25 protein-coding genes are annotated in these 22,020 nt (G+C 69.2%); 21 read left to right on the top strand and 4 right to left on the bottom strand.

Going from position 1 to position 22,020, the window contains the following annotated elements; all coding sequences use genetic code 11:
- Window positions 1-72 precede the first annotated feature (72 nt).
- The 7 genes from DAETH_RS07335 to DAETH_RS07305 all read left to right on the top strand — a co-directional run bounded on the left by DAETH_RS07335 (window position 73) and on the right by DAETH_RS07305 (window position 5,481).
- Window positions 73-1,005, top strand: coding sequence for a carbohydrate ABC transporter permease (locus DAETH_RS07335; RefSeq protein WP_264777257.1), 933 nt, complete (start codon window positions 73-75; stop codon window positions 1,003-1,005).
- Window positions 998-1,921 carry a carbohydrate ABC transporter permease gene (locus DAETH_RS07330; protein WP_264777256.1) on the top strand — a complete coding sequence of 308 codons (924 nt, stop codon included), beginning with the start codon at window positions 998-1,000 and terminating at the stop codon, window positions 1,919-1,921. Before DAETH_RS07335 ends, DAETH_RS07330 begins: the two co-directional genes overlap by 8 nt.
- Before the next feature lie 46 nt (window positions 1,922-1,967).
- A complete protein-coding gene (locus tag DAETH_RS07325; protein ID WP_264777255.1) occupies window positions 1,968-2,354 on the top strand; it encodes a hypothetical protein in 387 nt (128 codons plus the stop codon).
- 76 nt (window positions 2,355-2,430) lie between these two features.
- Complete coding sequence (locus tag DAETH_RS07320) at window positions 2,431-2,793, top strand: hypothetical protein (RefSeq protein ID WP_264777254.1); 363 nt, start codon at window positions 2,431-2,433, stop codon at window positions 2,791-2,793.
- On the top strand, window positions 2,790-4,163 hold the full coding sequence (locus DAETH_RS07315; RefSeq protein ID WP_264777253.1) for an FAD-dependent oxidoreductase: 1,374 nt from the start codon (window positions 2,790-2,792) through the stop codon (window positions 4,161-4,163). Before DAETH_RS07320 ends, DAETH_RS07315 begins: the two co-directional genes overlap by 4 nt.
- Window positions 4,160-4,711, top strand: a complete 552-nt coding sequence (locus tag DAETH_RS07310; RefSeq protein WP_264777252.1) for a histidine phosphatase family protein — start codon at window positions 4,160-4,162, stop codon at window positions 4,709-4,711. The genes DAETH_RS07315 and DAETH_RS07310 overlap by 4 nt, the downstream gene beginning before the upstream one ends.
- Complete coding sequence (locus DAETH_RS07305; protein WP_264777251.1) at window positions 4,708-5,481, top strand: alpha/beta hydrolase family protein; 774 nt, start codon at window positions 4,708-4,710, stop codon at window positions 5,479-5,481. Before DAETH_RS07310 ends, DAETH_RS07305 begins: the two co-directional genes overlap by 4 nt.
- Window positions 5,482-5,500: 19 nt before the next feature.
- On the opposite strand, the gene DAETH_RS07300 is transcribed toward DAETH_RS07305, so the two are convergent.
- On the bottom strand, window positions 5,501-5,947 hold the full coding sequence (locus tag DAETH_RS07300; RefSeq protein ID WP_264777250.1) for a response regulator: 447 nt from the start codon (window positions 5,945-5,947) through the stop codon (window positions 5,501-5,503).
- A gap of 139 nt (window positions 5,948-6,086) precedes the next feature.
- Here DAETH_RS07300 and DAETH_RS07295 point away from each other — a divergent pair, with 139 nt between their 5' ends.
- The 9 genes from DAETH_RS07295 to DAETH_RS07255 all read left to right on the top strand — a co-directional run bounded on the left by DAETH_RS07295 (window position 6,087) and on the right by DAETH_RS07255 (window position 13,459).
- Window positions 6,087-6,509: a DinB family protein gene (locus DAETH_RS07295; protein WP_264777249.1), complete on the top strand. Its 423-nt coding sequence runs from the start codon at window positions 6,087-6,089 to the stop codon at window positions 6,507-6,509.
- The gene (yjjX, locus tag DAETH_RS07290) at window positions 6,506-7,024 is read left to right on the top strand and encodes an inosine/xanthosine triphosphatase (protein ID WP_264777248.1); all 519 of its coding nucleotides are present in this window, start codon (window positions 6,506-6,508) and stop codon (window positions 7,022-7,024) included. Before DAETH_RS07295 ends, yjjX begins: the two co-directional genes overlap by 4 nt.
- Entirely contained in the window at window positions 7,021-7,332 is a 312-nt protein-coding gene (locus tag DAETH_RS07285; protein WP_264777247.1) for a GNAT family N-acetyltransferase, read from the top strand. The genes yjjX and DAETH_RS07285 overlap by 4 nt, the downstream gene beginning before the upstream one ends.
- A gap of 69 nt (window positions 7,333-7,401) precedes the next feature.
- Complete coding sequence (locus tag DAETH_RS07280) at window positions 7,402-8,595, top strand: MFS transporter (RefSeq protein ID WP_264777246.1); 1,194 nt, start codon at window positions 7,402-7,404, stop codon at window positions 8,593-8,595.
- A gap of 56 nt (window positions 8,596-8,651) precedes the next feature.
- Window positions 8,652-9,455: a [LysW]-aminoadipate kinase gene (locus tag DAETH_RS07275; protein WP_264777245.1), complete on the top strand. Its 804-nt coding sequence runs from the start codon at window positions 8,652-8,654 to the stop codon at window positions 9,453-9,455.
- Between the two features lie 35 nt (window positions 9,456-9,490).
- Window positions 9,491-10,147, top strand: coding sequence for a hypothetical protein (locus tag DAETH_RS07270; protein ID WP_264777244.1), 657 nt, complete (start codon window positions 9,491-9,493; stop codon window positions 10,145-10,147).
- Between the two features lie 141 nt (window positions 10,148-10,288).
- Complete coding sequence (locus DAETH_RS07265) at window positions 10,289-11,521, top strand: ABC transporter substrate-binding protein (protein WP_264777243.1); 1,233 nt, start codon at window positions 10,289-10,291, stop codon at window positions 11,519-11,521.
- A 98-nt stretch (window positions 11,522-11,619) separates the two neighbouring features.
- Window positions 11,620-12,564 (top strand): carbohydrate ABC transporter permease, encoded by a 945-nt coding sequence (locus DAETH_RS07260; RefSeq protein ID WP_264777242.1) that lies wholly within the window; start codon window positions 11,620-11,622, stop codon window positions 12,562-12,564.
- A gap of 1 nt (window position 12,565) precedes the next feature.
- Window positions 12,566-13,459, top strand: coding sequence for a carbohydrate ABC transporter permease (locus DAETH_RS07255; protein WP_264777241.1), 894 nt, complete (start codon window positions 12,566-12,568; stop codon window positions 13,457-13,459).
- A gap of 63 nt (window positions 13,460-13,522) precedes the next feature.
- Here DAETH_RS07255 and DAETH_RS07250 read toward each other — a convergent pair whose 3' ends face one another.
- The 3 genes from DAETH_RS07250 to DAETH_RS07240 all read right to left on the bottom strand — a co-directional run bounded on the left by DAETH_RS07250 (window position 13,523) and on the right by DAETH_RS07240 (window position 17,124).
- Window positions 13,523-14,839: a S1C family serine protease gene (locus DAETH_RS07250; protein WP_264777240.1), complete on the bottom strand. Its 1,317-nt coding sequence runs from the start codon at window positions 14,837-14,839 to the stop codon at window positions 13,523-13,525.
- A gap of 61 nt (window positions 14,840-14,900) precedes the next feature.
- Complete coding sequence (locus DAETH_RS07245; protein ID WP_264777239.1) at window positions 14,901-16,559, bottom strand: FAD-binding dehydrogenase; 1,659 nt, start codon at window positions 16,557-16,559, stop codon at window positions 14,901-14,903.
- Between the two features lie 172 nt (window positions 16,560-16,731).
- Window positions 16,732-17,124 (bottom strand): S1 RNA-binding domain-containing protein, encoded by a 393-nt coding sequence (locus DAETH_RS07240; RefSeq protein WP_264777238.1) that lies wholly within the window; start codon window positions 17,122-17,124, stop codon window positions 16,732-16,734.
- Window positions 17,125-17,247: 123 nt separating this feature from the next.
- On the opposite strand from DAETH_RS07240, the gene DAETH_RS07235 reads away from it, so the two are divergent.
- The 5 genes from DAETH_RS07235 (at window position 17,248) to infB (ending at window position 21,982) form a co-directional block, all read left to right on the top strand.
- Window positions 17,248-17,847, top strand: a complete 600-nt coding sequence (locus DAETH_RS07235) for a septum site-determining protein MinC (RefSeq protein WP_264777237.1) — start codon at window positions 17,248-17,250, stop codon at window positions 17,845-17,847.
- A 226-nt stretch (window positions 17,848-18,073) separates the two neighbouring features.
- Window positions 18,074-18,541, top strand: a complete 468-nt coding sequence (gene rimP, locus DAETH_RS07230; protein WP_264777236.1) for a ribosome maturation factor RimP — start codon at window positions 18,074-18,076, stop codon at window positions 18,539-18,541.
- A 15-nt stretch (window positions 18,542-18,556) separates the two neighbouring features.
- Window positions 18,557-19,741, top strand: coding sequence for a transcription termination factor NusA (nusA, locus tag DAETH_RS07225; RefSeq protein WP_264777235.1), 1,185 nt, complete (start codon window positions 18,557-18,559; stop codon window positions 19,739-19,741).
- 5 nt (window positions 19,742-19,746) lie between these two features.
- On the top strand, window positions 19,747-20,076 hold the full coding sequence (locus tag DAETH_RS07220; RefSeq protein WP_264777234.1) for a YlxR family protein: 330 nt from the start codon (window positions 19,747-19,749) through the stop codon (window positions 20,074-20,076).
- A gap of 70 nt (window positions 20,077-20,146) precedes the next feature.
- Window positions 20,147-21,982: a translation initiation factor IF-2 gene (gene infB / locus DAETH_RS07215; protein ID WP_264777233.1), complete on the top strand. Its 1,836-nt coding sequence runs from the start codon at window positions 20,147-20,149 to the stop codon at window positions 21,980-21,982.
- The last annotated feature ends 38 nt before the right edge of the window (window positions 21,983-22,020 follow it).

Genomic DNA, 22,020 nt, shown 5'->3' with positions numbered 1-22,020 from the left:
ACCACGACCGGCTCTCTGTGAAGGGCCGATTTTTCATTCCTTCATGGGCTCCCGCCCCGTAGACTGCCGGGCATGACCACCACTAAGGGGCGGGAGTCGCGGCGGGCACAGCATGTCCGGGGCGCGCAGGGGGCGCGTGTCACCGTGCGCAGTACCCTGATCGCCTACGCCTTCATGCTGCCCTTCCTGATCCTGCTCGTCCTGTACCACACCTGGCCGGTGTTCTTCGGCACGTACCTGGCCTTCACCAAGTACAACATCATCAGCCCGCCCGAGTGGGTGGGGCTGGAGAACTTCCGCACCCTCGCCGCCGACTCGCAGTTCTGGGCAGGGCTCAGAAACAGCCTGAAGTACATCCTGGTCGTGCCGGTCATCCAGTTCCTGAGCATCGCGGTCGCCATGCTCGTCAACCGGCCCCTCAGAGGCATTGGCTTTTTCCGCACGGCGTACTACGTGCCGGTCGTGACGAGTTTCGCGGTGGTGGGACTGATCTGGACGTGGATGTACCAGCAGGACGGGCCCGTGAGCGCCGTGCTGAGGTTCCTGGGCCTGGAGGCGCGCGGCAGCCTGCTCAACAATCCCGCCACGGCCCTCTACGCGGTGATGTTCGTGACCCTGTGGAAGGGCATCGGGTACTACATGGTGCTGTACCTGGCGGGCTTGCAGGCGATTAGCCGGGAGCTGGAGGAGGCCGCCGTGATCGACGGGGCGACCCGCTGGCAGGTCTTTACCAACGTGACGCTGCCGGGGCTCAGGCCGACCATCCTGGTGTGCAGCCTGCTCTCGACGATCAGCGCGATCAAGGTCTTCGAGGAGATCTACGTGATGACGCAGGGCGGTCCCGCCGGAAGCACGTACACGGCGCTCTTTTTCACCTACTCGCGGGCCTTCGTGGACTTCCAGTACGGGCTCGCCGCCGCTGCCGGGCTGATCATCGCGGTGATCAGCATCCTGTTCGGCTTCATCAACTTCAAGCTGACGCGGGGGGGGAAGGCCGATGCTTAAGGAAGCGGTCAGCCGTCAGCCGTCGGCCGTCAGTCCGACCCTCAGCGAGATCAAGGCCAGGAGGCGGCGCAAGGACCTGCTGTGGAACACGCTCGCCTACGCGGTGCTCGTCGTGATCGCCTTGATCCTGCTCTACCCCTTCTACTGGACCCTCATCACCAGCCTGGAGCCAAGCGGGAGCATCTACGAGGCGAAGCTGCTGCCCAGGGGGCTCAGCCTGCGCAACTACATCGAGGTCTTCCGGGGGACGACGGTGCCGTTCTGGCGCCTGATCGTCAACAGCCTGATCATCTGCACGTTGGGGGTCACGCTGACGGTCACGTTGGCCTCGCTCGCCGCGTACCCGCTTGCCAAAATGCGGTTTCCGGGGCGGGACCTGATCTTCTACGCGATCCTGGTCCTCATGGTGCTGCCCAACGAGGCGGGGCTGATCGTCAACTACATCACGACGATCAAGCTGGGGCTCCTCCAGCAGACGAACCCGGTGCTGGACGCGGCGCGGCAGTACGCAGCGGTCGTGCTGCCAGGAGTGGCGAGCATCGTGGGCCTCTTCCTGCTGCGGCAGGCGTACCTGGGTGTCCCCACCGAACTCATCGAGGCCGCGCGCATCGACGGTGCGAGGGAGCTGACGATCTGGCGGAGGATCATGCTGCCGCTCGCGCTGCCGACCATCGTGGCCTTCTCGATTCTGGAGTTCGTCGCGTACTGGAACTCGTTCCTGTGGGCGAGAATCATGCTGCCCGACAAGAACCTGATGCCGCTCTCGGCGGGCCTGCTGGAACTCTCGGGCACCTTCAGCACGAACTCTCGCGCCGTGATGGCGGGGGCGGTCATCACCGTCCTCCCCATCCTGGTGATCTTCGCCTTCGGGCAGCGGTACTTCATGAAGGGGATCGAGGGAGCGGTGAAGGGGTGAGGCAAATGCGGCTGTGGGACAGGGCCGGGGATGGCAGGATGGGCGAATGAGGAAAATGGGATTGGCCGCCGTGCTGCTTCTCGCGCTGCCCCTCGGTGGGTGCGGACTTCTGGGGATACCTCGCCCCGTCACCCTGGGCGTCGTCAACGTCACTCTTCCTGCCACCGTTTCCCCGACGGCGCCTATGCAGGTGGATGTGCGGGTTGGTATGGGATCGTGCGAGGACACGAACCACCGCCTGACCCTGGTGTCCCGGACGGCTCAAACCCTCACCCTGAAGGCCGAGGCGACCAAGACCAACTATGGGGCAGTGTGCCCCGCCGTCTACACCGAGAGCACCCTGTCCTACACCGACCCCGGCACCCCCACCCGCACCAGCCCCTTCGAGGTCATCGTCAATGGGAAGTCGTGGGGCAAGGTCGAGGTCCGGTGATCGGATGATTGCGGGGGGAGCAAGAGCGTTGGCACGCCCGGACGTTCGACAGCGGGGAGAGTGGCAGGATAAGGGCGTGAGAAAAATGCTCGTCGCCACAGCCCTCGCTCTGCCACTAAGCGCCTGCGGACTTATCAGGGCCCCGAACAGCCCGGGGGTCGCGGACGTGCAGTTCCCGGCGAGCGTAAGGGCGACCGAGGCCATGAACGTCACGGTGACGGTCGGGCTGGGGTGCGGGACGTTCGACGGCTTCAGCGCGCAGCGAACGGCCAGCCGCCTGACGTTGACCACGCGCGGCAGCGTTCTGGTCGGTGTGGCCTGTTCTGCAACCGTGAAGAACGAGACGAAGGTCTACGCCGATCCCGGTACGCCCGCCCGCGTCGGCCCCTTCGAGGTCATCGTCAACGGCAAGTTATGGGGCAAGGTCAACGTCCAGTGACTCTCCCCTACCACACCGAACCCCGCACCTGGGATGTCCTCGTCGCCGGGGGCGGCACCGCTGGCGCCATCGCGGGCATCGCCGCCGCGCGGGCCGGGGCGCGCGTGCTCGTCGTGGAGGCGCAGGGCAGCCTGGGCGGCACGGGGACGAACGCGTGGGTGACGCCGCTGATGCGCAACGTCTCGGCGGGGCGGAACCTCAACCGGGGGCTGACGGACGAACTCAAGGCGAGACTGCACGCGCGGGGCGACGGGGCGACCGACCCCGGCGGCAACGACAACTGGTTCAACCCCGAGGGCATGAAGTTCGTGCTGGAGGAGATGCTGCTGGAGTCGGGCGGTGAGGTGCTGTACCACACGCATGTCGTCCAGCCGCTCGTGGAGGTGGGGCGGATCACCGCGCTCGTCGTCCACAACAAGGGGGGATTGCAGGCCCTTCACGCGGGCGTGTTCATCGACTCCACAGGGGACGCGGACGTGGCCGTGGGGGCGGACGTTCCCTTCCACGCGGGCGACGAGGAGGGCATCCACCAGGCGATGAGCCTGCGCTTCACGCTCGCGGGGGTGGACACGGGGCGGCTGTGCGCCTTCCTGAACGCCCACGGGCAGGGGCAGACGGGCCCCAGCTTCCTGCACTTCTGGATGGTGTGGGGCAAGAAGTCCACCCTCGAACCCCTCTTCCGGGAGGCGGTGGACTCCGGCGTGCTGCTGGAGCGCGACGGCGACTACTTCCAGGGGTTCAGCGTGCCGGGGCGGCCCGGCGAGATCAGCTTCAACTGCCCGCGCATCCGGGCGGACCTCAACGACGGGGCGGACCCCTGGCACCTCAGCGCGGCGCAGACGGACGGGCGGGCGGCGATAGACCGGCTGACCGCGTTCTGCCGCCGTTACCTGAAGGGGTGCGAGTCGGCCTACATCGGCACCGTCGCCCCGATGGTGGGGGTGCGCGAGACACGGCGCATCGTTGGGGAATACACGCTGACCCTGGAGGACATCCTCGACTGCCGCCGCTTCGAGGACTCGATCTGCCGCAACCACTACCCGGTGGACATCCACTCGGTGAAGGCGGGGGCCCACCTCCTGCACGAGCGGGAGGGAAAGGCGCCGTACTTCGCCCCTGACGCCTACCACGAGATTCCCTACCGCTCCATCGTGCCGCAGGGGATCACCAACCTCCTCGTGCCGGGCCGCTCGGCGTCGAGCACCTTCGAGGCGCAGTCGGCGATCCGGGTGCAGCAGAACTGTCACACGATGGGCGAGGCGGCGGGGATCGCGGCGGCGTGGTCGGCGCGGGAGCACGGGGGCCGGGTGCGCTGCGTGGACGTGGCGGCCCTGCAAGCGGAGATGCGGCGGCTGGGGGGGAACGTGTGAGGGGGGCGGTCAGCGATCAGCCGAAGATCGCGGCGGGAACGCTGCTCCTCATCCGCCACGCGAAGGCGACGGGGCAAGCACCGGACGCACCGCTGACTTCCGAGGGCGAGGCTCAGGCGGCTCGGCTCGCGGAAACGCTGGCCGATCTGGGCATCACCCGCATCGTGAGCAGTCCGTGGAGGCGGGCGGTGGACACGGTGGGTCCCCTGGCGGAGCGGCTGGGGCTGACGGTCGAGACGGACGGGCGGTTGACGGAGCGGGTGCTGAGCGGCGCCGACCTGCCCGACTGGATGACCCACCTGCGGGCCAGTTTCGCGGATGCCGAACTCATGCTCGCCGGGGGTGAGTCGGGCACGCTGGCACGGACGCGCGTCCTGACCGCCCTCGCCGATGCCCGTGATCCGTACGGCCTCACCGCCGTCGTCACCCACGGCAATCTGCTCGCCCTCGCGCTGGGGCTCGACTTCGAGGGGTGGGCGAACCTCCGCAATCCCGACGTTTGGGCGCTGGACAGGGACGGACGGGCGGCGCGACTGGAGCCCGCATGACCGAGCGAACCTTCAACCCCGCCGACCCACACGCCACGCCGACGCACGAGGGTACGCCGTACCTGGTCGAGCGGCGGGTGCTGGCGGGCGTCCCCGTCCTGATCGAACGACCTGCGGAACTGGCCGACGTGCGGGCCGTGTGCCTCACCTATCACGGCGCCTGGGCGGCGAAGGAGGGGAAGCTGGGCGTGTATTCCGCCCTGACGACGCACGGCTGGGCCGTCGTCATCCCGGACGCGGCGCTCCACGGTGAGCGGCTGGGGGACACGCCCCCTGAACTCAACGCCCGCGAGTACGTCTGGGAGAGCGTGCGGCGCACGGTCGCGGAGGCCCCGTCCCTGCTGGACGCCCTGGCAGAGTTGTTCGGCCCGGTCCCTGTCTCCGTCACCGGGTCGAGCATGGGCGGGTACGTGACGCAGACCCTCGCCCGTACCCAGAAACGGGTGAGACGGGCGGCGGCCTTGATCTCCTCTGGCATCTGGCACGAGCCGGAGGTGCGGAGGCCGGAACTGCGCGCCTTCCTGGACGCCCACCGCCCGCTCGATCACGCGGGGGACGCCCCGCCCACGCCCCTCCTGCTGGCGAGTGGGGACGTGGACCCGGCCTTTCCCCTCGCCGCCCACCACGTTCCGACCGCCGCCGCCTACCGCGAGGCGTACGCGCGGGCGGGTTGCCCCGAAACCTTCCGCGAGGCCGTATTTCCAGGAGTGGGCCACTACACGAGCCAGAAGATGCGGGACGAGACCGTCCGGTTCCTCCTGGCGCCGTGAAGCATGGTCTCGCCCCCGCTTACCCCGGCGGCGGCACCCGCACGATGGTCAGCATGTAGCGGCCGAGGGCCTGGATCGCCTCGTAGAAGCGGCCGAAGTCGATGGGTTTGACGACGTAGCTCGCGGCGTGGGCCTGGTACGACCGCAGGATGTCCTCCTCGGCCTGGCTGGTCGTGAGGATGATGACCGGGATGGTCATGAGGGTAGGATCGCGCTTGAGGACGGCGAGGAGTTCGAGGCCGTTCATGCGCGGCATGTTGATGTCGAGGAGGATCACGTCGGGGCGGGGGGCGCCTGCGTACCTGCCCTCCTGGCGCAGGAAGGCGAGGGCCTCGACCCCGTCGCGGACGACGTGCAGGCGGTTGGCGATGCCCGCCGCCGCGAAGGCCTCCTCGGTCAGGAGGATGTCGGCCTCGGTGTCCTCGACGAGCAGAATCTCGATGGGCGTGGTGTCGGAACTGAACATCGGCGTCTCCCGTCCTCTGCCCCGTAGTGTCGGCCCCCGCCCCGACAGAAATACCCGAAAGACGGCCCGCCCCCTTTACGCTCCCGAAACGCGGCCTTGGGGGTCCCTTGAGACGCGGGGGCAGGCTAGGCTGGGGCCCATGAACCTGTTGCAAGCCTCCCTGGCAGGCGGGGCCGCCTTCCGCGAGCCGTCCCGTCTGCTCGAAGGGCTCACCCTGGAGGCCGCCTCCCGAACCGTGCCCGGCGTGCCGTACACCCTCGCCGCCGTGCTCGCCCACCTCGCCGTCACCGGACGCGCCAGCCTCGACCTCGCCTCGGGCCGCACCCAGGCGTGGCCGGAAGGGCTCGACGTGTGGCCGGGCGCACCCATCACCGGGGCGGCGTGGCGGCACCTGCTGGACGAACTCACCCTCGAACTCGCCGAGGCGCAGGCGCTGGCGGGGGACCCCTCCGAGCGGGCGCGGGACGTGCTCACCGACCTCGCCGCGCACAACGCCTACCACTGGGGGCAGGTGGCCCTGCTGCGCAGAGTCCTCGGGGACTGGCCGGTGGACGCGGAATGAGGGTGCGGGTGGGCAGCCTGAACCCCGCGAAGGTGCGGCCGGTGCGCGAGGTGTTCGGCGCGTGGTGGCCGGACGCCGAGGTGGAGGGGGTGGACGTGCCCAGCGGCGTGCCGGGGCAACCCGTCGGGGAGGCGCAGACGCGCGAGGGGGCGGTCAACCGGGCGCGGGCGGCCCTCGTCGGCGCAGACTGGGGCGTCGGGCTGGAGGGCGGCGTGACCTTCGAGAGAGAGGAGGCCCGGCTCTTCGGCTTCGTCGCGGTGGCGCGCGGGGATCGGGTGGAGGTCGCGCGCACGGCGGAGATGCGGCTGCCCCCCGGGGTCGCGGCGCGGGTGCGGGCGGGCGAGGAGCTGGGCCGGGTCATGGACGAGCTGCTGGGCACGGTGGACGTGAACCGGGGCGTGGGGAGTTTCGGCGCGCTCAGCCGGGGGCTGGTGACGCGGGCGGACGTGTGGCGGCAGGGGGTGGCGTTCGCCGCCGTCCCCTTTCTGGACCCGGGGCTGTACCCTGAGCCATGAGCGACGACACGCAGGTGACCAACAACGAGGCCGAACGTCGTTACGAACTCCGCCTGGACGGCAACGTCGTGGGGATCGCCGAGTACCGCCCGGCAGGGCCCGCGCTGATGTTCACGCACACCGAGATCGAGGAGGGACACGAGGGGCAGGGGCTGGGAAGCACCCTCGTCCGCGCGGCGCTCGACGACGCCCGCGCCCAGGGGCGACAGGTCGTGCCCATGTGCCCCTTCGTGGCGGCCTTTATCCGTGAACACCGCGAGTACGTGGACCTCGTGCAGCCGGGGCAGCGGGGCGTCTTTGGGCTGTAGGTGTAAGCGCTTCTGTTCCTGGGGAGGAAACGCACGTTTGCGCCCGCACGTTGGGCGCAACCTCGGGGCATGACGGTCTCCTCCCCCCTTTCCCCGCCCGTGCCCCTGGTCACTCGGCTGACGCTGCTCTTCACCGCCACCCTCACCATCATGAGCGGGGCGACCATCGCGCCCTCGCTGCCCGCCATGCAGGCGCATTTCGCGGGCTTGCCGAACGCCGACGTCCTCGTGCGCCTGACCGTGACGGTGGTGGGTCTCGCCATCGCCGTAAGTGCACCCATCAGCGGGTACGTCACGGACCGGATCGGGCGGCGTCCGGTCCTCGTCGTGGCGATGCTGCTCTACGCCCTCGCCGGGTCGAGCGGGCTCTACGCGCCGGACCTGACCACCCTCATGCTCGGTCGGGTCTTCCTAGGTCTGGCGGTAGGGGCGACGACGACGGCGGGGTCGGCGCTCGTGGCGGACCTCTTCGCGGGGGAGGCGCGGGCGCGCTTCCTGGGGTTGCAGAGTGCCTTCACCAGCCTCGGCGGGGTGATTTTCCTGCCGCTGGGCGGGCTGCTGGCGGGCGTGGGGTGGCGCGCCCCCTTCGCGGTGTACCTCGCCGCCCTGCTCATCGTGCCGCTGGCCCTGCGGCTGCCGCGCGGGGAGACGACGGGGGCGAGGAGCGCCGAGGCCGCCGCCGAGCGGGTGCCGTGGCGCTGGGTCCTCCCGGCCTACGCGGTGGCGCTGGGGTACATGGTGGTCTTCTACCTGATGCCCACGCAGCTTCCCTACCGACTGGAAGGACTGGGGGTGGCCCCGGCACAGGTCGGTTTCGTCATGGGCATCAGCACCCTGTCGGGGGCGCTTGCGGCGCTGTGGTTCTCACGGCGGGGCGGCACCCGCACCCCGACCCTGACGGCGGGCCTGAGCATCCTGGCGATGGCGACCGGGTGGACGGTGGTGAGCCTCGCCCCCGGGGCCGGGTGGGTCGTCCCCGGTCTGATGATCGGCGGGGCGGGCGCGGGCCTGGTCACCCCGAACCTCACGACCTTCCTGGCGGGCCTGGCCCCGGCCCACGCTCGCGGGCGGGTGATGAGCGGGCTGTCGGCGAGCATCTTCCTGGGGCAGTTCCTCTCGCCGCTGCTCGCGCGGCCCTTTGTGCGCGGCGACGACGTGAGTCACGCCTTCACGGCGGGGGCGGTCTTCGCGGCGCTCGTCGGGGCGGCGCTGCTCGTCGCCGGCTTGAGGCTGGCCGTGCGCCGGGCGGCGACGGCGGGGTGAGGGTGTTCAGACCACCTGCCGGAGGCACGTTCTGACCGCGTGCTACCTTCCCGGGCATGATCGTCGTCAAGGTGGGTGGAAGCGCCGGAATCGACTACGACGCCGTGTGCGCCGACCTCGCCGTCCGGTGGAAGGAGGGCGAGCGCCTCGTCCTCGTCCACGGGGGCAGCGGGGAGACGAACCGGATCGCCGAGGCGCTGGGACACCCGCCGCGCTTCGTGACGAGCCCGAGCGGCTACACCTCGCGCTTCACCGACCGCGCGACCCTCGAAATCTTCGAGATGGTGTACTGCGGCAAGATGAACAAAGGCATCGTCGAGCGGCTCCAGCGCCTCGAGGTGAACGCGGTGGGGCTCTCGGGACTCGACGGGCGCATCTTCGAGGGCCGCCATAAGGACTCCGTGCGGGCGGTCGAGAACGGCAAGGTCCGGGTGCTGCGCGGCGACCACACGGGCACGGTCGAGCGGGTGAACGTGGACCTCGTGAATCTGCTGCTGGGCGCGGGCTACCTCCCCGTCCTGACCCCCCCCGCCGCGAGCTACGAGGGCGTGGCGATCAACGTGGACGGCGACCGCGCCGCCGCCGCGCTGGCCGTCGCCCTGAAAGCCGACGCGCTGCTTCTGCTCTCCAACGTGCCCGGCCTGCTGCGGAGCTACCCGGACGAGAGCAGCCTGATCCACGAGATTGCGGCGAACGATGTGGAGAGCTATCTGGAATTCGCCCAGGACCGCATGAAGAAGAAGGTGCTGGGGGCTGCCGAGGCCGTCCAGGGCGGCGTGAAGCGGGTGATCTTCGGGGACGCGCGGGCGGGGCAGCCGGTGAGCGCTGCGCTGGGCGGGGCGGGGACGGTGGTGAGTTAGAGGCACCTCTTGAGACCGACGCTATCCTGCCCCCCATGCGGGGAGCGGTGCTTGTGTGGCGTGTGGCAACGGCCCGCCTCTGGCACAATCTCCCGCGATTGATCGTGGTGAACGTGCTGTGGCTCGTCGCCTCTTGGCCGCTGCTGACGCTGGGGGCTACCACTCTGACCGCCTACGCCTGGCTGCGGCGGGCGGTGCTGGAGGTCGAGGACGAGCGGCAGGAGGGCGCGTCGGTTCCCGAGGAGCCGTACACCTCGCTTCCCCGCTTCGGGCGGCGGCTGTGGTGGCCGGGGACCGGGTGGGCGGCGCTGAACGCGCTGCTGCTCTTCGTCCTGTACGCCGATGTGGAGCTTTGGAAAGCACGGCCCGGCACCCTGACCGGCACCCTCACGGCGGTCCTGGGTGTCTATCTGGCCTGGTTCTGGTTGGCTCTGCAACCCTTTTTCCTCGACGCGCTTGCCGAGGGCGTGCCGCTTCGCCGGGCCCTGACCGAGGCAGTGAGCATCGTGCTGGCTTACCCCGCCTACAGCCACCTGTGCGCGCTGCCGCCCCTTTTCCTCGCGGGGCTGGGGTGGTGGTTCACGTCATTGTGGCCGGTGGTGGGGGTCGGTGCACTGCTGCTGTACTGGGCCTGTGTGGCGACCGGGGAACCTGCGCCGCGCCGTAGGCCCTCGTTACGGGACGTGTTGTAAAGAATGAGCGCGTAGCGGGACTGTGGCGCCCTCCGCTACCATACTCGGGTCAGACGAGGCGCGGGCGGTGAGTGGTCGGCCGGAAAGAGGCGGGGCCGCTCCTTCCGACGCCCGAACTTGCTGACTCCGACGAGGTTCGACATGAAAAACATTCTGCTTCTGACTACGGCCGCCCTGCTCGGCCAGGCGGGCGCGCAGGCGGTGACCCTCGACCTGTGGGCCCACTGGGGCTCCGAGCAGCGCCGCCCCACCATCAACCGGATCATCGACACCTGGAACAAGAAGAACCCGAATATCCAGGTGAAGTACACCTTCGTGCCCTTCGACCAGCTCCCGACGAAGACGCTGGCCGCTATCGCCGCGAAGAACCCGCCGGACGTGGTGGTGATCGACATCCGCACGACGCCGCTGCGGGCCGCGAAGAACCAGGCGACCAACCTCAGCCCGCTGGGGGCGGAGAAGCTGAAGAGTCAGTTCTACCCGAACCTCTGGGCCACGGCGACCTACAAGGGCGCCCAGTACGGCCTGCCCTTCGTGACGGACACCCGCTTCCTGTACTACAACAAGGACCTCTTCAAGGAGGCTGGCCTCAACCCGAACAAGCCGCCGGCGACCTGGGACGAGCTGGAGGCGTACGCGAAGCGGCTCGACAAGAAGACCGGGCCGGTCTACAGCCGCATCGGCTTCCATCCCCTCTACGGCAGCTTCGGGCTGGAGAGCTGGGTGGCGAACGCGGGCGGCAGCATGTGGGACGAGGAGATGGTGAACCCGCGCTTCACCAACCCGGCGGCCGTGAAGACGCTGACCTGGATCAAGGACTGGACCGACCGCCTGGGGGCCCGCAACGTGCAGGCGTTCAAGAGTTCCTTCGGCAGCGGGGCCCAGGACCCCTTCATCTCGGGCAAGCTGGGCATGATCATCGACATCGGCGGGTACGCGGCGACGCTGAAGAAGTACGCGCCGAACCTGAACTACGGCATGGTCCGCATCCCCACCCCGACGGGCCAGCCGGGGCCGGGCACGTCCTCGGGCGGCGGCTTCAATCTCGAAATCCCGGTCGGCTCGAAGCACCCCAGGGAGGCGTTCGCCTTCGCCCGCTGGATGGCGACCGAGGGGGCGCGCATCTGGGCGCAGGAGCAGAACGACTTCCCCGGGGCGAAGAACGCCTCTCTGAGCGTGACCACCCCTGCCTTCCGCCTGATGTCGGCGAACATGAAGTACACGGTGGTCAGCTCGGCCCCGCCCTACGCCCCCAGCTACGGTAGCCTGCTCGACAAGGCCGTCGAGGACGCCGTGTATCGGGGCCAGGACCCGAGGCAGGCGCTGGAGGGGGCGCAGGGGCAGGTCCAGCGGCTCGTCAACAGCAACAAGTAAGTCCGCTTCCGGCCGGGTGAGGCGGGTGGCCCCGCTTCGCCCGGTTGCCGCTGAGGAGGTCTCTGGATGACGCACTCCCCGACGAGGGACGCCCGGCCATGAGCCGCGCCGCCCCCGCCCCCATCTTCCGCCCCCGCCGCCGGGGCCTCAACGGTCGCCAGCGGGAGGCGCTGTGGGGGTATCTCTTTATCGCCCCGTGGCTGATCGGCTTCCTCGCCTTCGTGCTGGGGCCGATGCTCTTCTCGCTCTACACCAGCTTCACCAACTACGACATCACCTCGCGCTTCGACTGGGTGGGGGTGCGGAATTACGTGGGGCTCTTCACCCAGGACTCCCGCTTCTGGAAGGCGCTGGGCAACACCGCCTATTACGCCACCTTCGCCGTGCCGCTGGGAATCGCCACCGGGCTCCTGATCGCCACGCTGCTCAATCAGCAGGTGCCGGGCCAGCGCCTCTTCCGCACCATCTTCTTCCTGCCCAAGGTGCTGACGGGCGTGGCGGTGCTGCTGCTGTGGCTGTGGGTGTTCAACCCGCAGGTGGGGCTGATCAACACGGCCCTGTACCGCCTGGGAGTGAACGAGAACAACCTGCCACTGTGGTTCGGCGATCCGGTGTGGTCCAAGCCCGCCCTCATCATCATGAGCATGTGGACTGCGGCGGGAAGCTTCATGTTCTACCTGGCCGCCTTGAAAGGCGTGCCGCGCGACCTGTACGAGTCGGCGCAGATCGACGGGGCCTCCCCCGTGCGGCAGTTCTGGGCGGTGACGGTGCCGCTGATCTCGCCGGTGATCTTCTTCAAGCTCATCACAGGCATCTCGGCCGCCATGCAGTTCTGGTCGGAGTCGCTGGTGCTTACCAAGGGTGGGCCGAGCGACAGCACGCTCTTTTATGGGCTCTACATCTGGCAGACGGCCTTCACCGACCTGAGGATGGGCTACGCCTCGGCGATGGCGTGGATTCTGCTGCTGATCACGCTGGCGATCACGGGCGTGCAACTATGGCTCTCGAAACGCTGGGTCCACTACGAGGGGGAGGTGCGCTGAGGTGGCGCTGACCCGTCCCCAGGTGCAGGTGCGCCCGCTCAGGACGGGAGGGCCCCGCCCTCGACTGGGAGGTGCGCTGCTCGGCCGCCTGCTCGCCCTCGCCGCCCTGATCGGGCTGTCCCTGCTGATCCTCTATCCGGCACTGTGGATGGTCTCGACCTCGCTCAAGCAGGACGCACAGGTGCTCGAATACCCGCCGCGCTGGATTCCCAACCCGGTCGTGTGGGGGAACTACGCGAAGGCGTGGGCGAGTGCGCCCTTCACCCGCTACGCCATCAACAGCCTGCTCTACGCCCTCAGCGTCTCCTTCGGCACCGTGCTCTCCTGTTCTCTGGCGGCGTACGGGTTCGCCAAGCTGCGCTTCCCGGGGCGCGACTTCCTCTTCCTGGTGCTGCTCTCGACGATGATGATTCCCGGGCTGGTGACGATGGTGCCCCAGTACGTGCTGTTCAGCAAGCTGGGCTGGATCAACACCTACCTGCCCCTGATCGTGCCGAGCTTCTTCGCGGGCGCTTTCTTCACCTTCCTGCTTCGGCAGTACTTTCTGGGCATCCCGAATGAACTGCTGGAGGCCGCGCGGGTGGACGGGGCGAACGAGCTGTGGATCTGGGCGCGGGTGGTGCTGCCGCTGGCGACCCCGGCCCTCGCCACGGTCGCCATCTTCACCTTCGACGGCACCTGGAACGACTACGTGAACCCCCTGCTCTACCTCAACGACGAGCGGCTCTACCCCCTCCAGGTGGGGCTGGCGACCTTCCGCTCGGCCAACGACACCCAGTGGCAACTCCTGATGGCCGCCTCGGTCCTCGTGCTGCTGCCGGTCGTGGTGATCTTCTTCGTGTTCCAGAAGTACTTCATCGAGGGCGCGTCGCTGACGGGCAGCGTGAAGGGCTGAGGGAGCAAGTCGAACCGGCCCCGGATACGGTGCGCGTGCCGTCCGGGGCCGGTCGTGTCTTTGTTACTGCTGCTGCGCGCCCGGGATGTCGAACGCCTGGAGGTTCACCGTGACCTCGCGGGTCTGCCCGTCGCGCTGGACGGTCAGGCGCACGGGGTCGCCGATGCGCTTGGCGATGATCGCCCGGCGCAGGTCGTCGCCCTCGCTCACCGGCTGGCCGTCCACGGCGGTGATGATGTCGCCGCCGCCGGCACTCTGGGGCTCACCCTGGCCGCCCTGCCCCTGGAAATCCTGAGTCTGATCGTTCGCGGTGGGCTGGGCGCTGCCCCTCAGCCCTGCCTCCGCCGCCGGGCTGCCGGGATAGACCTGCTGCACCAGGGCGCCCGTCGCCGGGAGGTTCAGCCGCTGGCGCTCGTCGGGCGAGAGGGCGCTGAGGTCGGTGAACTGGATGCCGAGGGTGGGGGTGCGCAATTCACCGCCCGCCCGGAGTTGGGGGAGCATGCGTTTGACGGTGTTCACGGGGATGGCGAAGCCCACGCCCGCGCTCTGGCCGCTGCCGCCCGTGAGAATCTGGGTGTTCACGCCGATGACCTGCCCGGCGCTGTTCAGCAGGGGGCCGCCCGAGTTGCCGGGGTTGATCGCCGCGTCCGTCTGGATCACGCTCTGGCTCACGCCCTTGGTGCCGACGGGCACCGTGCGCTCCAGGCTGGAGATGATGCCCTCCGAGACGCTGAAGTCCAGGCCGAAGGGGGCGCCCATGGCGATGGCCTTGAGGCCCACGTCGAGCTGCGAGGAGTCGCCGAGCGGGATGGGCTTGACGGCGTCACGCGGCACCCCCTCCGCGCGGATGAGGGCGAGGTCGAAGTCGGGGGCGCGGCCGATCACCCGCGCCTTGTAGGTCTGCTTGTTGCCGTGAAGGCGGATAGTGATCTCGCTGGCCCCCTCGACGACGTGGTTGTTGGTGATGATGTCGCCCTGCGAGTTCACGAAGAAGCCGCTGCCGGTGCCCTGCTGCACGCCGCTGGGCCCACCGTCTGACCCGCCTTCCGGGAGGCCGGGAATGTCGAACCCGAACTGGTCTTGCGGGCGCTGGCCGGGTTCGGCCTGGGGGCCGCTCGCGTTCTCGGTCACGCTGATGTAGACGAGGCCGTCCTGGCGCCCCTTGACGACCTGCACGGTGTTCGCCTCCGACTCGGTGCGGGCGCGGCCCGAGTCGTAGACGGGAGAGGAGGGCCCGGAGGAGGAAGGTGTCGCCGTCCGGGTCACGGCGGTCGGCACGAGCGAGGTCTGCGCGTTCGTCCGCTCCGACAATTCAAAACCCGCGAACGCTCCGAGGGCGAGCGTGCCTGTCAGGGCCAGCAGGGAAAGGTTTCTGTTCATGCCCAGAGCTTGCCCGGGGTCGGTTACGCGGTGGTTAAAATGGGCGGAAACGGCCCTCGCTTCACACCGCCGCCGCGCTCGCCCGCCCCGCCACCCGCCCGCTGAAGAGGCAGCCGCCCAGGAAGGTGCCCTCCAGCGAGCGGTAGCCGTGCATCCCGCCGCCGCCGAAGCCCGCGACCTCGCCCGCCGCGTAGAGGCCGGGGATGACGTCGCCGCCCGGCCTCAGCACCCGCCCCTGCAAGTCCGTCTCCAGCCCGCCGAGGGTCTTACGAGTGAGAATATTCAGCCGCACCGCGATCAGGGGCCCGCCCGCCGGGTCGAGGATCGGGGCGGGCGGCGAGACCCGCATCAGGCGCTCGCTTCTCAACCCCCGCGCCCCGCGCACGAGGGCGAGCTGGGTGTCCTTGCCCACCTCGTTCGCAAGCTGGGCGTCGCGGCCTTGCACCTCGCGCTCCACGGTCGCGTAGTCCACGTCCCCGGTGCCCACGAGCGCGTTCATCCCGGCCACGAGGTCGCGCAGGTTGTCCCGGATCACGAAGTCCTCCCCGTGGTCCATAAAGGCCTGCACGGGAGCGGGCACCTTCCCCGTCACGCGGCGCAGGACGAGGCGCACGTCCCTGCCGGTCAGGTCGGGATTCTGCTCGCTGCCGGAGAGGCCGAACTCCTTTTTGATGATGCGGCGGTTGAGGAGGAACCAGGTGTGCGGATAGCCGCTGCGGGTGATGTGCGTCAGCGTGGCGAGGCTGTCGAAGCCGGGGTAGTGCGGGAAGGGCAGGCGCTTGCCGGTCGGGTCGAGCCACAGGCTGCTGGGGCCGGGCAGGATGCGGATGCCGTGCCCCGGCCAGACCGGGTTCCAGTTCCGCAACCCCTCGGTGTAGTGCCACATGCGGTCGGGGTGGATGAGGCTGGCGCCCCCTCTCGCCAGGGTCGCCTGCAACTCGCCGTCCACGTGCTGGGGCACCCCGGCCACCATGAACTTCGGGGGAGGACCCATCCGGTCCACCGGCCAGTTTCCCCGCACGAGGTCGAAGTTGCCGCCAATGCCGCCCGAGGTGACGACGACCGCCCCCGCGTTCAGGCTGAAGTCGTCCACCACCACCCGCGAACTCGCCTCACCGCGCGCCACGTCCGAGGATTCGAGCACGTCGCCGTAGACACCGTGGACGACGCCGTCCGTAATGTTCAGGCCGCGCACCCGGTGGCGGAAGCGGAGGCTGATCCGCCCCGCCCGGACGTGTTCGCGCACCCGCCGCTCGAAGGGCTCGACCACGCCCGGCCCGGTGCCCCAGGTGATGTGGAAGCGCGGGACGCTGTTGCCCGGCGCGTCCGCCCCCTGCCCGCCGCGCTCGGCCCAGCCGACGGCGGGGAAGAACCGTACCCCCTGCCCGGCCAGCCACGACCGCTTCTCCCCCGCCGCGAAGTCGAGGTAGGCCTGCGCCCAGCGACGCGGCCAGTGGTCCTCCGGGCGGTCGAAGCCCGCCGTCGCCGACCAGTCGCGCCCGGCGAGTTCGCGGGAATCGCGGATACCCAGCCTGCGCTGCTCGGGCGAGTCGATCAGGAAGAGGCCGCCGAAGGACCAGTAAGCCTGCCCGCCTAAGCTTTGCTCGCCCTCCTGTTCGAGGAGGAGGACGCGACGCCCGGCGTCGGCGATCTCGGCGGCGGCGACGAGTCCGGCGATTCCGGCGCCGACGACGATGACGTCTGTGTCAGGGGTGTGCATGGGGGCTCTCAGTAGACCGCCTCCTACGACACGCCGCAAGCTGGCGCCCTGTCGTGAACCCCCTGCGCCTCCTCGCCACAGGCGCCCAGCACCCGAAACGAAAGGACACCCACCGGCCGGGAGTGTCCTTTCCTGCTTTTCCTGCTTTGAATTGTGGCCCTGCTCGTGTGGTCTACTTCTTGCGCTTGGAGGTCGCGGGGCCCTTCTTGCCGCCGCCACCACCACCGCCGCCACGTTCCTTGGCGTCGCGCATGAAGGAGCGCAGCTTGGCCTCGAATTGGGGGCTCTGGCGGCCGATGGCGCGGGGGCGCGGGATCTCCTCGGGTTCTTCCAGCAGCTCCTTGATGGAGAGGTCGAGGCGGCCCCGCTCGTCGCGGCCCAGCACCTTGACCTCCACGTTCTCGCCTTCGCGGACGTGGTCGTGGATGTTCCGCACGAAGGAGTGCGCGATCTGCGAGATGTGGACGAGGCCGGTCTCGCCGTTCTCGAACTGGACAAACGCACCGAAGTCGGTGACGCGCGTGACACGGCCCTCGACGACCGCGCCGGGGTCAAGCTGCACCAAGGGTGCCCTCCTGAATCGACATGAGGGTCAGTCTACACCATGCCTGCCGCCCCCTGCATCCCCGAATGTGAGAGCTTGCCGGGAGCCTCCAGGGGCGACGGCCCACCCGCTAGAGTGAAGATCATGAAGCTTCGCGGCACGCTCGGCGGTCTCAATCTCCTCCTCGAACCGGGCGACACGGCCTCCGGCGTCTCGCACGCCCTCGCCTCCCGCGCGGAGCTGCTGGGCTCCAACGTGACCATCGAGATTCAGGGGGACACCGATCCCGCCGCGCTGGAGACGGCCCTGGGCGCCATCCGGGCGGCGGGCGGCACCCTGGGCCGGGTCCGCGCCCCCCGCGTGACGGTCCCCAGCGCCCCGGGCGACGACGGCAGCGCCCGCACGGTGATCCTGCCGCACGGCGTCCGGGCGGGCTTCCGGGGCGAGTACCGGGGCAGCGTGGTGGTCCTCGGGGACGTGAACCCCGGCGCCGAGATCGTGGCGGGCGGCGACGTGATCGTCATGGGCGCCCTGCGCGGGGTCGTCCACGCGGGGTACGGCGGGAACGCCGACGCCATCGTGTGGGCCCGCCCCATCGCCAGCGCGCAAATCCGCATCGGCGACGCCGTGGCCCGCGCCCCCGAGGGCAGCAGCCTGAGCAACATGCGGCGGCTCGACGGCCACGAGGGGGCGGAGCAGGCGAGGCTCCAGGACGGGGTGATCGTGATCGACGCGCACCGGTGAGTGGTTCGTGGTGAGTGGTCAGTGGGAAAGGAGGCTGAAGCAAGAGCTTTGACGAGGGGCTCCACTCTCCACCGATCACTCCCCCCTTTGTGACCCGTTTCCCCGCCCCAGCCCACATTTCGGGTATACTTACCGGGCAATTCCTCGAACGAGGGGTGGGCGAGTGGTGGCCCACCCTTTTTCGTGGAGGGGGTGGTGGAGGGCCGCCGCCGAGGTGGCCGACAATATGAATAACAACGCAGCCAACAACTCAAGCAACCTGCACGGGCTTGCCGACGGGGTCCTGCGGCCCCTGGGCTTCGAGGTGCTCGACGTGCAGGTGCAGAATCCCGGGCGGCGACCCATCGTGGTCATCCGCATGGACCGCCTCGACGAGCAGCCCGTCACGGTGGAGGACCTGGAGGCCGCGAGCCGGGCGGTCGGGGCCGAGTTCGACCGCCTTGACCCCATCTCTGGCGAGTACCGGCTGGAACTGGAGTCGCCGGGCGCCAAGCGGCCCCTGACCCGGGCGCGGCACTTCGAGCGGATGGTCGGCCTCAAGGCCCGGGTGCGCGGCGAGGGGCACGCCTTCACCGCCCCCATCAAGGCCGTGCAGGGCGAGCAGGTGACCTTCGACTGTGAGGGCGAGGACGTGACGCTGACGGTGGGGACCTTCCAGGGCAACTTGGCGGAGTTTCCGGACCGCCACCGCTAACAAAGGAAGAGTGAGATGACCCAAGGTGAATTCAATTTCGCGGACGCTCTGCGTGAGGTCGCGCAGGCCCGCAACATCAACGAGATGCAGCTGATCGAGGCCTTCGAGCAGTCGCTGGCGCAGGCCTACACGCGCAACGTCGAGCCCGACCGCCGGGTGGAAGTTCACCTCGACCCAGTGAGCGGCGAGCTGGAGGTGCTGATCGTGCGCGAGGTCGTCGAGAAGGTGGAGGACGAGAACCTCCAGATTTCCCTCGCCGACGCTCTCGAACTCGACCCCGGCGTCGAGATCGGCATGGAGATGGAGTTCCCGGTGGACCGCGAGAAGTTCTCGCGGATCGCCCTTCAGGCCGCCAAGCAGACCCTGACCCAGAAGATGCGCGAGACCGAGCGCAACGTGGTCTTCAACGAGTACAAGGACCGCGAGGGCCAGGTCTTGACCGCGCAGGTGGTCAGAAGCGACAACAAGGGAAACTGGTTCGTGGAACTGGGCGCGGGCGAGGCGATCCTGCCGCCCCGCGAGCAGATTCCCGGCGAGAAGCTGGTGCCCGGCAACCGGGTCAAGATCTACCTCAAGGAAGTTCGCAAGACGCCCAAGGGCCCGACCATCCTGGCGAGCCGGGCGGACGAGAGATTGCTCGACTACCTCCTCCGCCAGGAAATCCCCGAGGTCGCCAACGGGATCGTTGAGGTCAAGGCCATCGCCCGCGAGGCGGGGCAGCGGTCGAAGGTGGGCGTGTTCTCCCACAACCCCAACGTGGACCCTATCGGCGCGTGCATCGGGCACCGCGGCAACCGCATCCAGGCGGTGACGGGCGAGCTGGGCCGCGAGCGCGTGGACGTGATCCTGTGGGACGCCAACACCCGCGACTTCATCCGCAACGCGCTCTCGCCCGCCAAAGTGGGCCTGATCGAGGTCCACCCCGATGTGCGCGAGGCGACGGTCACCGTCACGCCCGACCAGCTTTCCCTCGCCATCGGCAAGGGCGGGCAGAACGTGCGGCTGGCGGCCAAGCTGACGGGCTTCAAGATCGACCTGCGCGAGACGGCGGCGGTCAGTGACCTCGACCTGGCGATGCAGCAGGCGATGCAGGACGAGCGGGCGGCGGCGAGCGGTGCCGGGAGCACCAAGTCGGCCTTCGACGCCCTCTTCAAGGACAGCAAGTCGGTCGCCACGGCCAGCCCGGACGACCAGGAGTAAGACCCGTGTCCGTCAAGCCCCGTCCCCATGAGCGGCACATTCCCGAGCGGTCCTGCGTGGCCTGCCGCCGCAAACGCCCCCAGGGCGAGTTCGTGCGGGTCACGCGGACGGCGGAGGGGTGGCGGGTGCTGGACGGGAAACGAACGGGCCGGGGCGCCTACGTCTGCGCCGACTCCCCTGAGTGCTGGGCGGAAAAACGCCTGCGCCGGGCCTTCCGGGGGGATGCCCCGGCGGTCAGCGCGGCGTTGCGGGCGCGGCGACCGGGCTCCACCCCCCCGAACTCCAGCCACCCAAACCCGACTCACACAGCAACGGATCAGCCTATGACAATCTGATCTTCTGCCCCCACCGCCCTCTTCCCTGTGGACGAACGGGCGGCAGGCGGGGGCCTCACCGGAGGTGAGCATGTCTAAAGTTCGCATCTACAACCTCGCCCGCGACCTGGGCGTGGACAACGGCAAAATGCTGGAAATCCTCGACGGGCTGGGCGTCTCCTACAAGAGCGTGAGCAGCACCATCGAGGACGACACGGTCGATCTCATCAAGCAGATTCTGGAGGAGGAAGCGGCGGGCGGCCCGGCCCAGGCACCGACGAGCACTCCTGCGGCGGAACCCGTTCAGGCCAGCGCTCCTCAGGCTCAGGCCGAGACGCAGGCCCAGGCCGCCTCCCAGTCCGCTCCGACTGCAACGGTGGAACGTATGCCTGAACCCGCCCCCACCGCTTCCCCCGCCCGTGAACTCCCCCACCGCGCCCCGGTCGTTACGATCATGGGGCACGTGGACCACGGCAAGACCTCGCTGCTCGACTACATCCGCAAGACGAAGGTGGCGGCCAAGGAGGCGGGCGGCATCACCCAGCACGTCGGCGCCTTCGAGGCGAGGACGAGCAAGGGCAGGGTCGTCTTTATCGACACGCCGGGCCACGAGGCCTTCACCACCATCCGTGCTCGCGGGGCGAACGTCGCCGACATCGCCATCATCGTGATCGCCGCCGACGACTCCTTGATGCCGCAGACGCGCGAGGCCATCGCGCACGCGCAGGCCGCCAAGGTTCCCATGATCGTGGCGATCAACAAGATCGACCTCCCCCAGGCTGATCCCGAGCGGGTGAAGACCGACCTCACCTCGCTCAACCTCGTGCCCGAGGAGTACGGCGGCGACCTGATCGTCGTGCCCGTGAGCGCGCGGACGGGCGAGGGCGTCGAGGACCTGCTGGAGTACATCTCGCTGACCGCCGAGCTCGAAGACCTGCGCGCCGACCCGGGGGGCGAGTTCCGGGGCGTGGTGATCGAGAGCCGGGTGGACCGCCAGGCGGGCGTCCTCGCCACCGTGATGGTGCAGGAGGGCACGCTGCACGTCGGCGACTTCCTGGTGGTGGGCGAGGGCTACGGCAAGATCAAGGCGCTGACGGACACGAACGGCGGGCGCATCAAGGACGCCGGGCCGAGCACGCCCGTGCAGGTGCTGGGCTTCTCCGAGAACCCGTCGAGCGGCGAGACGGTCCGCAGCGCGAAGAACGAGCACCAGGCGCGCGAGGTCGTGGCCGGGCGCGTGGGTGACCGCCGCGACGCCGAGGAGGCCCGGGGCCGCCGCCGCCTGAGCCTGGAGGAGATGATGGGGCCGCTCGGGGAGACCCGCACGGTGAACGTCATCCTGCGCGCGGACACCCAGGGCAGCCTGGAGGCCATTCAGGGCATCCTCGCCAAGAAGGAGACGGACGACGTGAAGATCAACGTCCTCCTCGCCGGGATCGGCTCGCCCACCGAGGGTGACGTGCTCCTGGCCTCCACCGCCGAGGCGACGATCCTGTGCTTCAGCGTGACGGCGGCGGGCGGCGTGAAGAAGATCGCCGAGCAGAAGGGCATCGAACTCAAGAGCTTCCGCATCATCTACGAACTCATCGACGAGGTGGACCGCCTGATCAAGGGCAACGTCGAGCCCGTCTTCGAGGAGCGTTACCTGGGCCGCGCCGAGGTCCGCATGATCATCAAGCACCCCAAGAGCGGCAACATCGCGGGGTCGTACGTGACCGACGGCATGCTGCGGCGAAATGCCAAGGCCAAGGTCACGCGCGGGCGTCAGGTCGTGTACCAGGGAACCATCGTGGGCCTCAAGCGCTTCAAGGACGACGTGCGCGAGGTGCAGACCGGCTACGAGTGCGGGATCAACCTCGACTGGAACGACGTGCAGGAGGGGGACATCATCGAGGCTTCCGAGATGGTGGAGGTCACGCAGGCGTAAGGGAGCGGTCAGCTCTCAGCAGTCAGCAAAAGGAGAGG

The sequence above is a fragment of the Deinococcus aetherius genome, from assembly GCF_025997855.1.
Taxonomy (GTDB): domain Bacteria; phylum Deinococcota; class Deinococci; order Deinococcales; family Deinococcaceae; genus Deinococcus; species Deinococcus aetherius.
The sequence above is the reverse complement of the archived record's forward strand: the minus strand, read 5'-3'. Positions and strand labels throughout refer to the sequence as shown.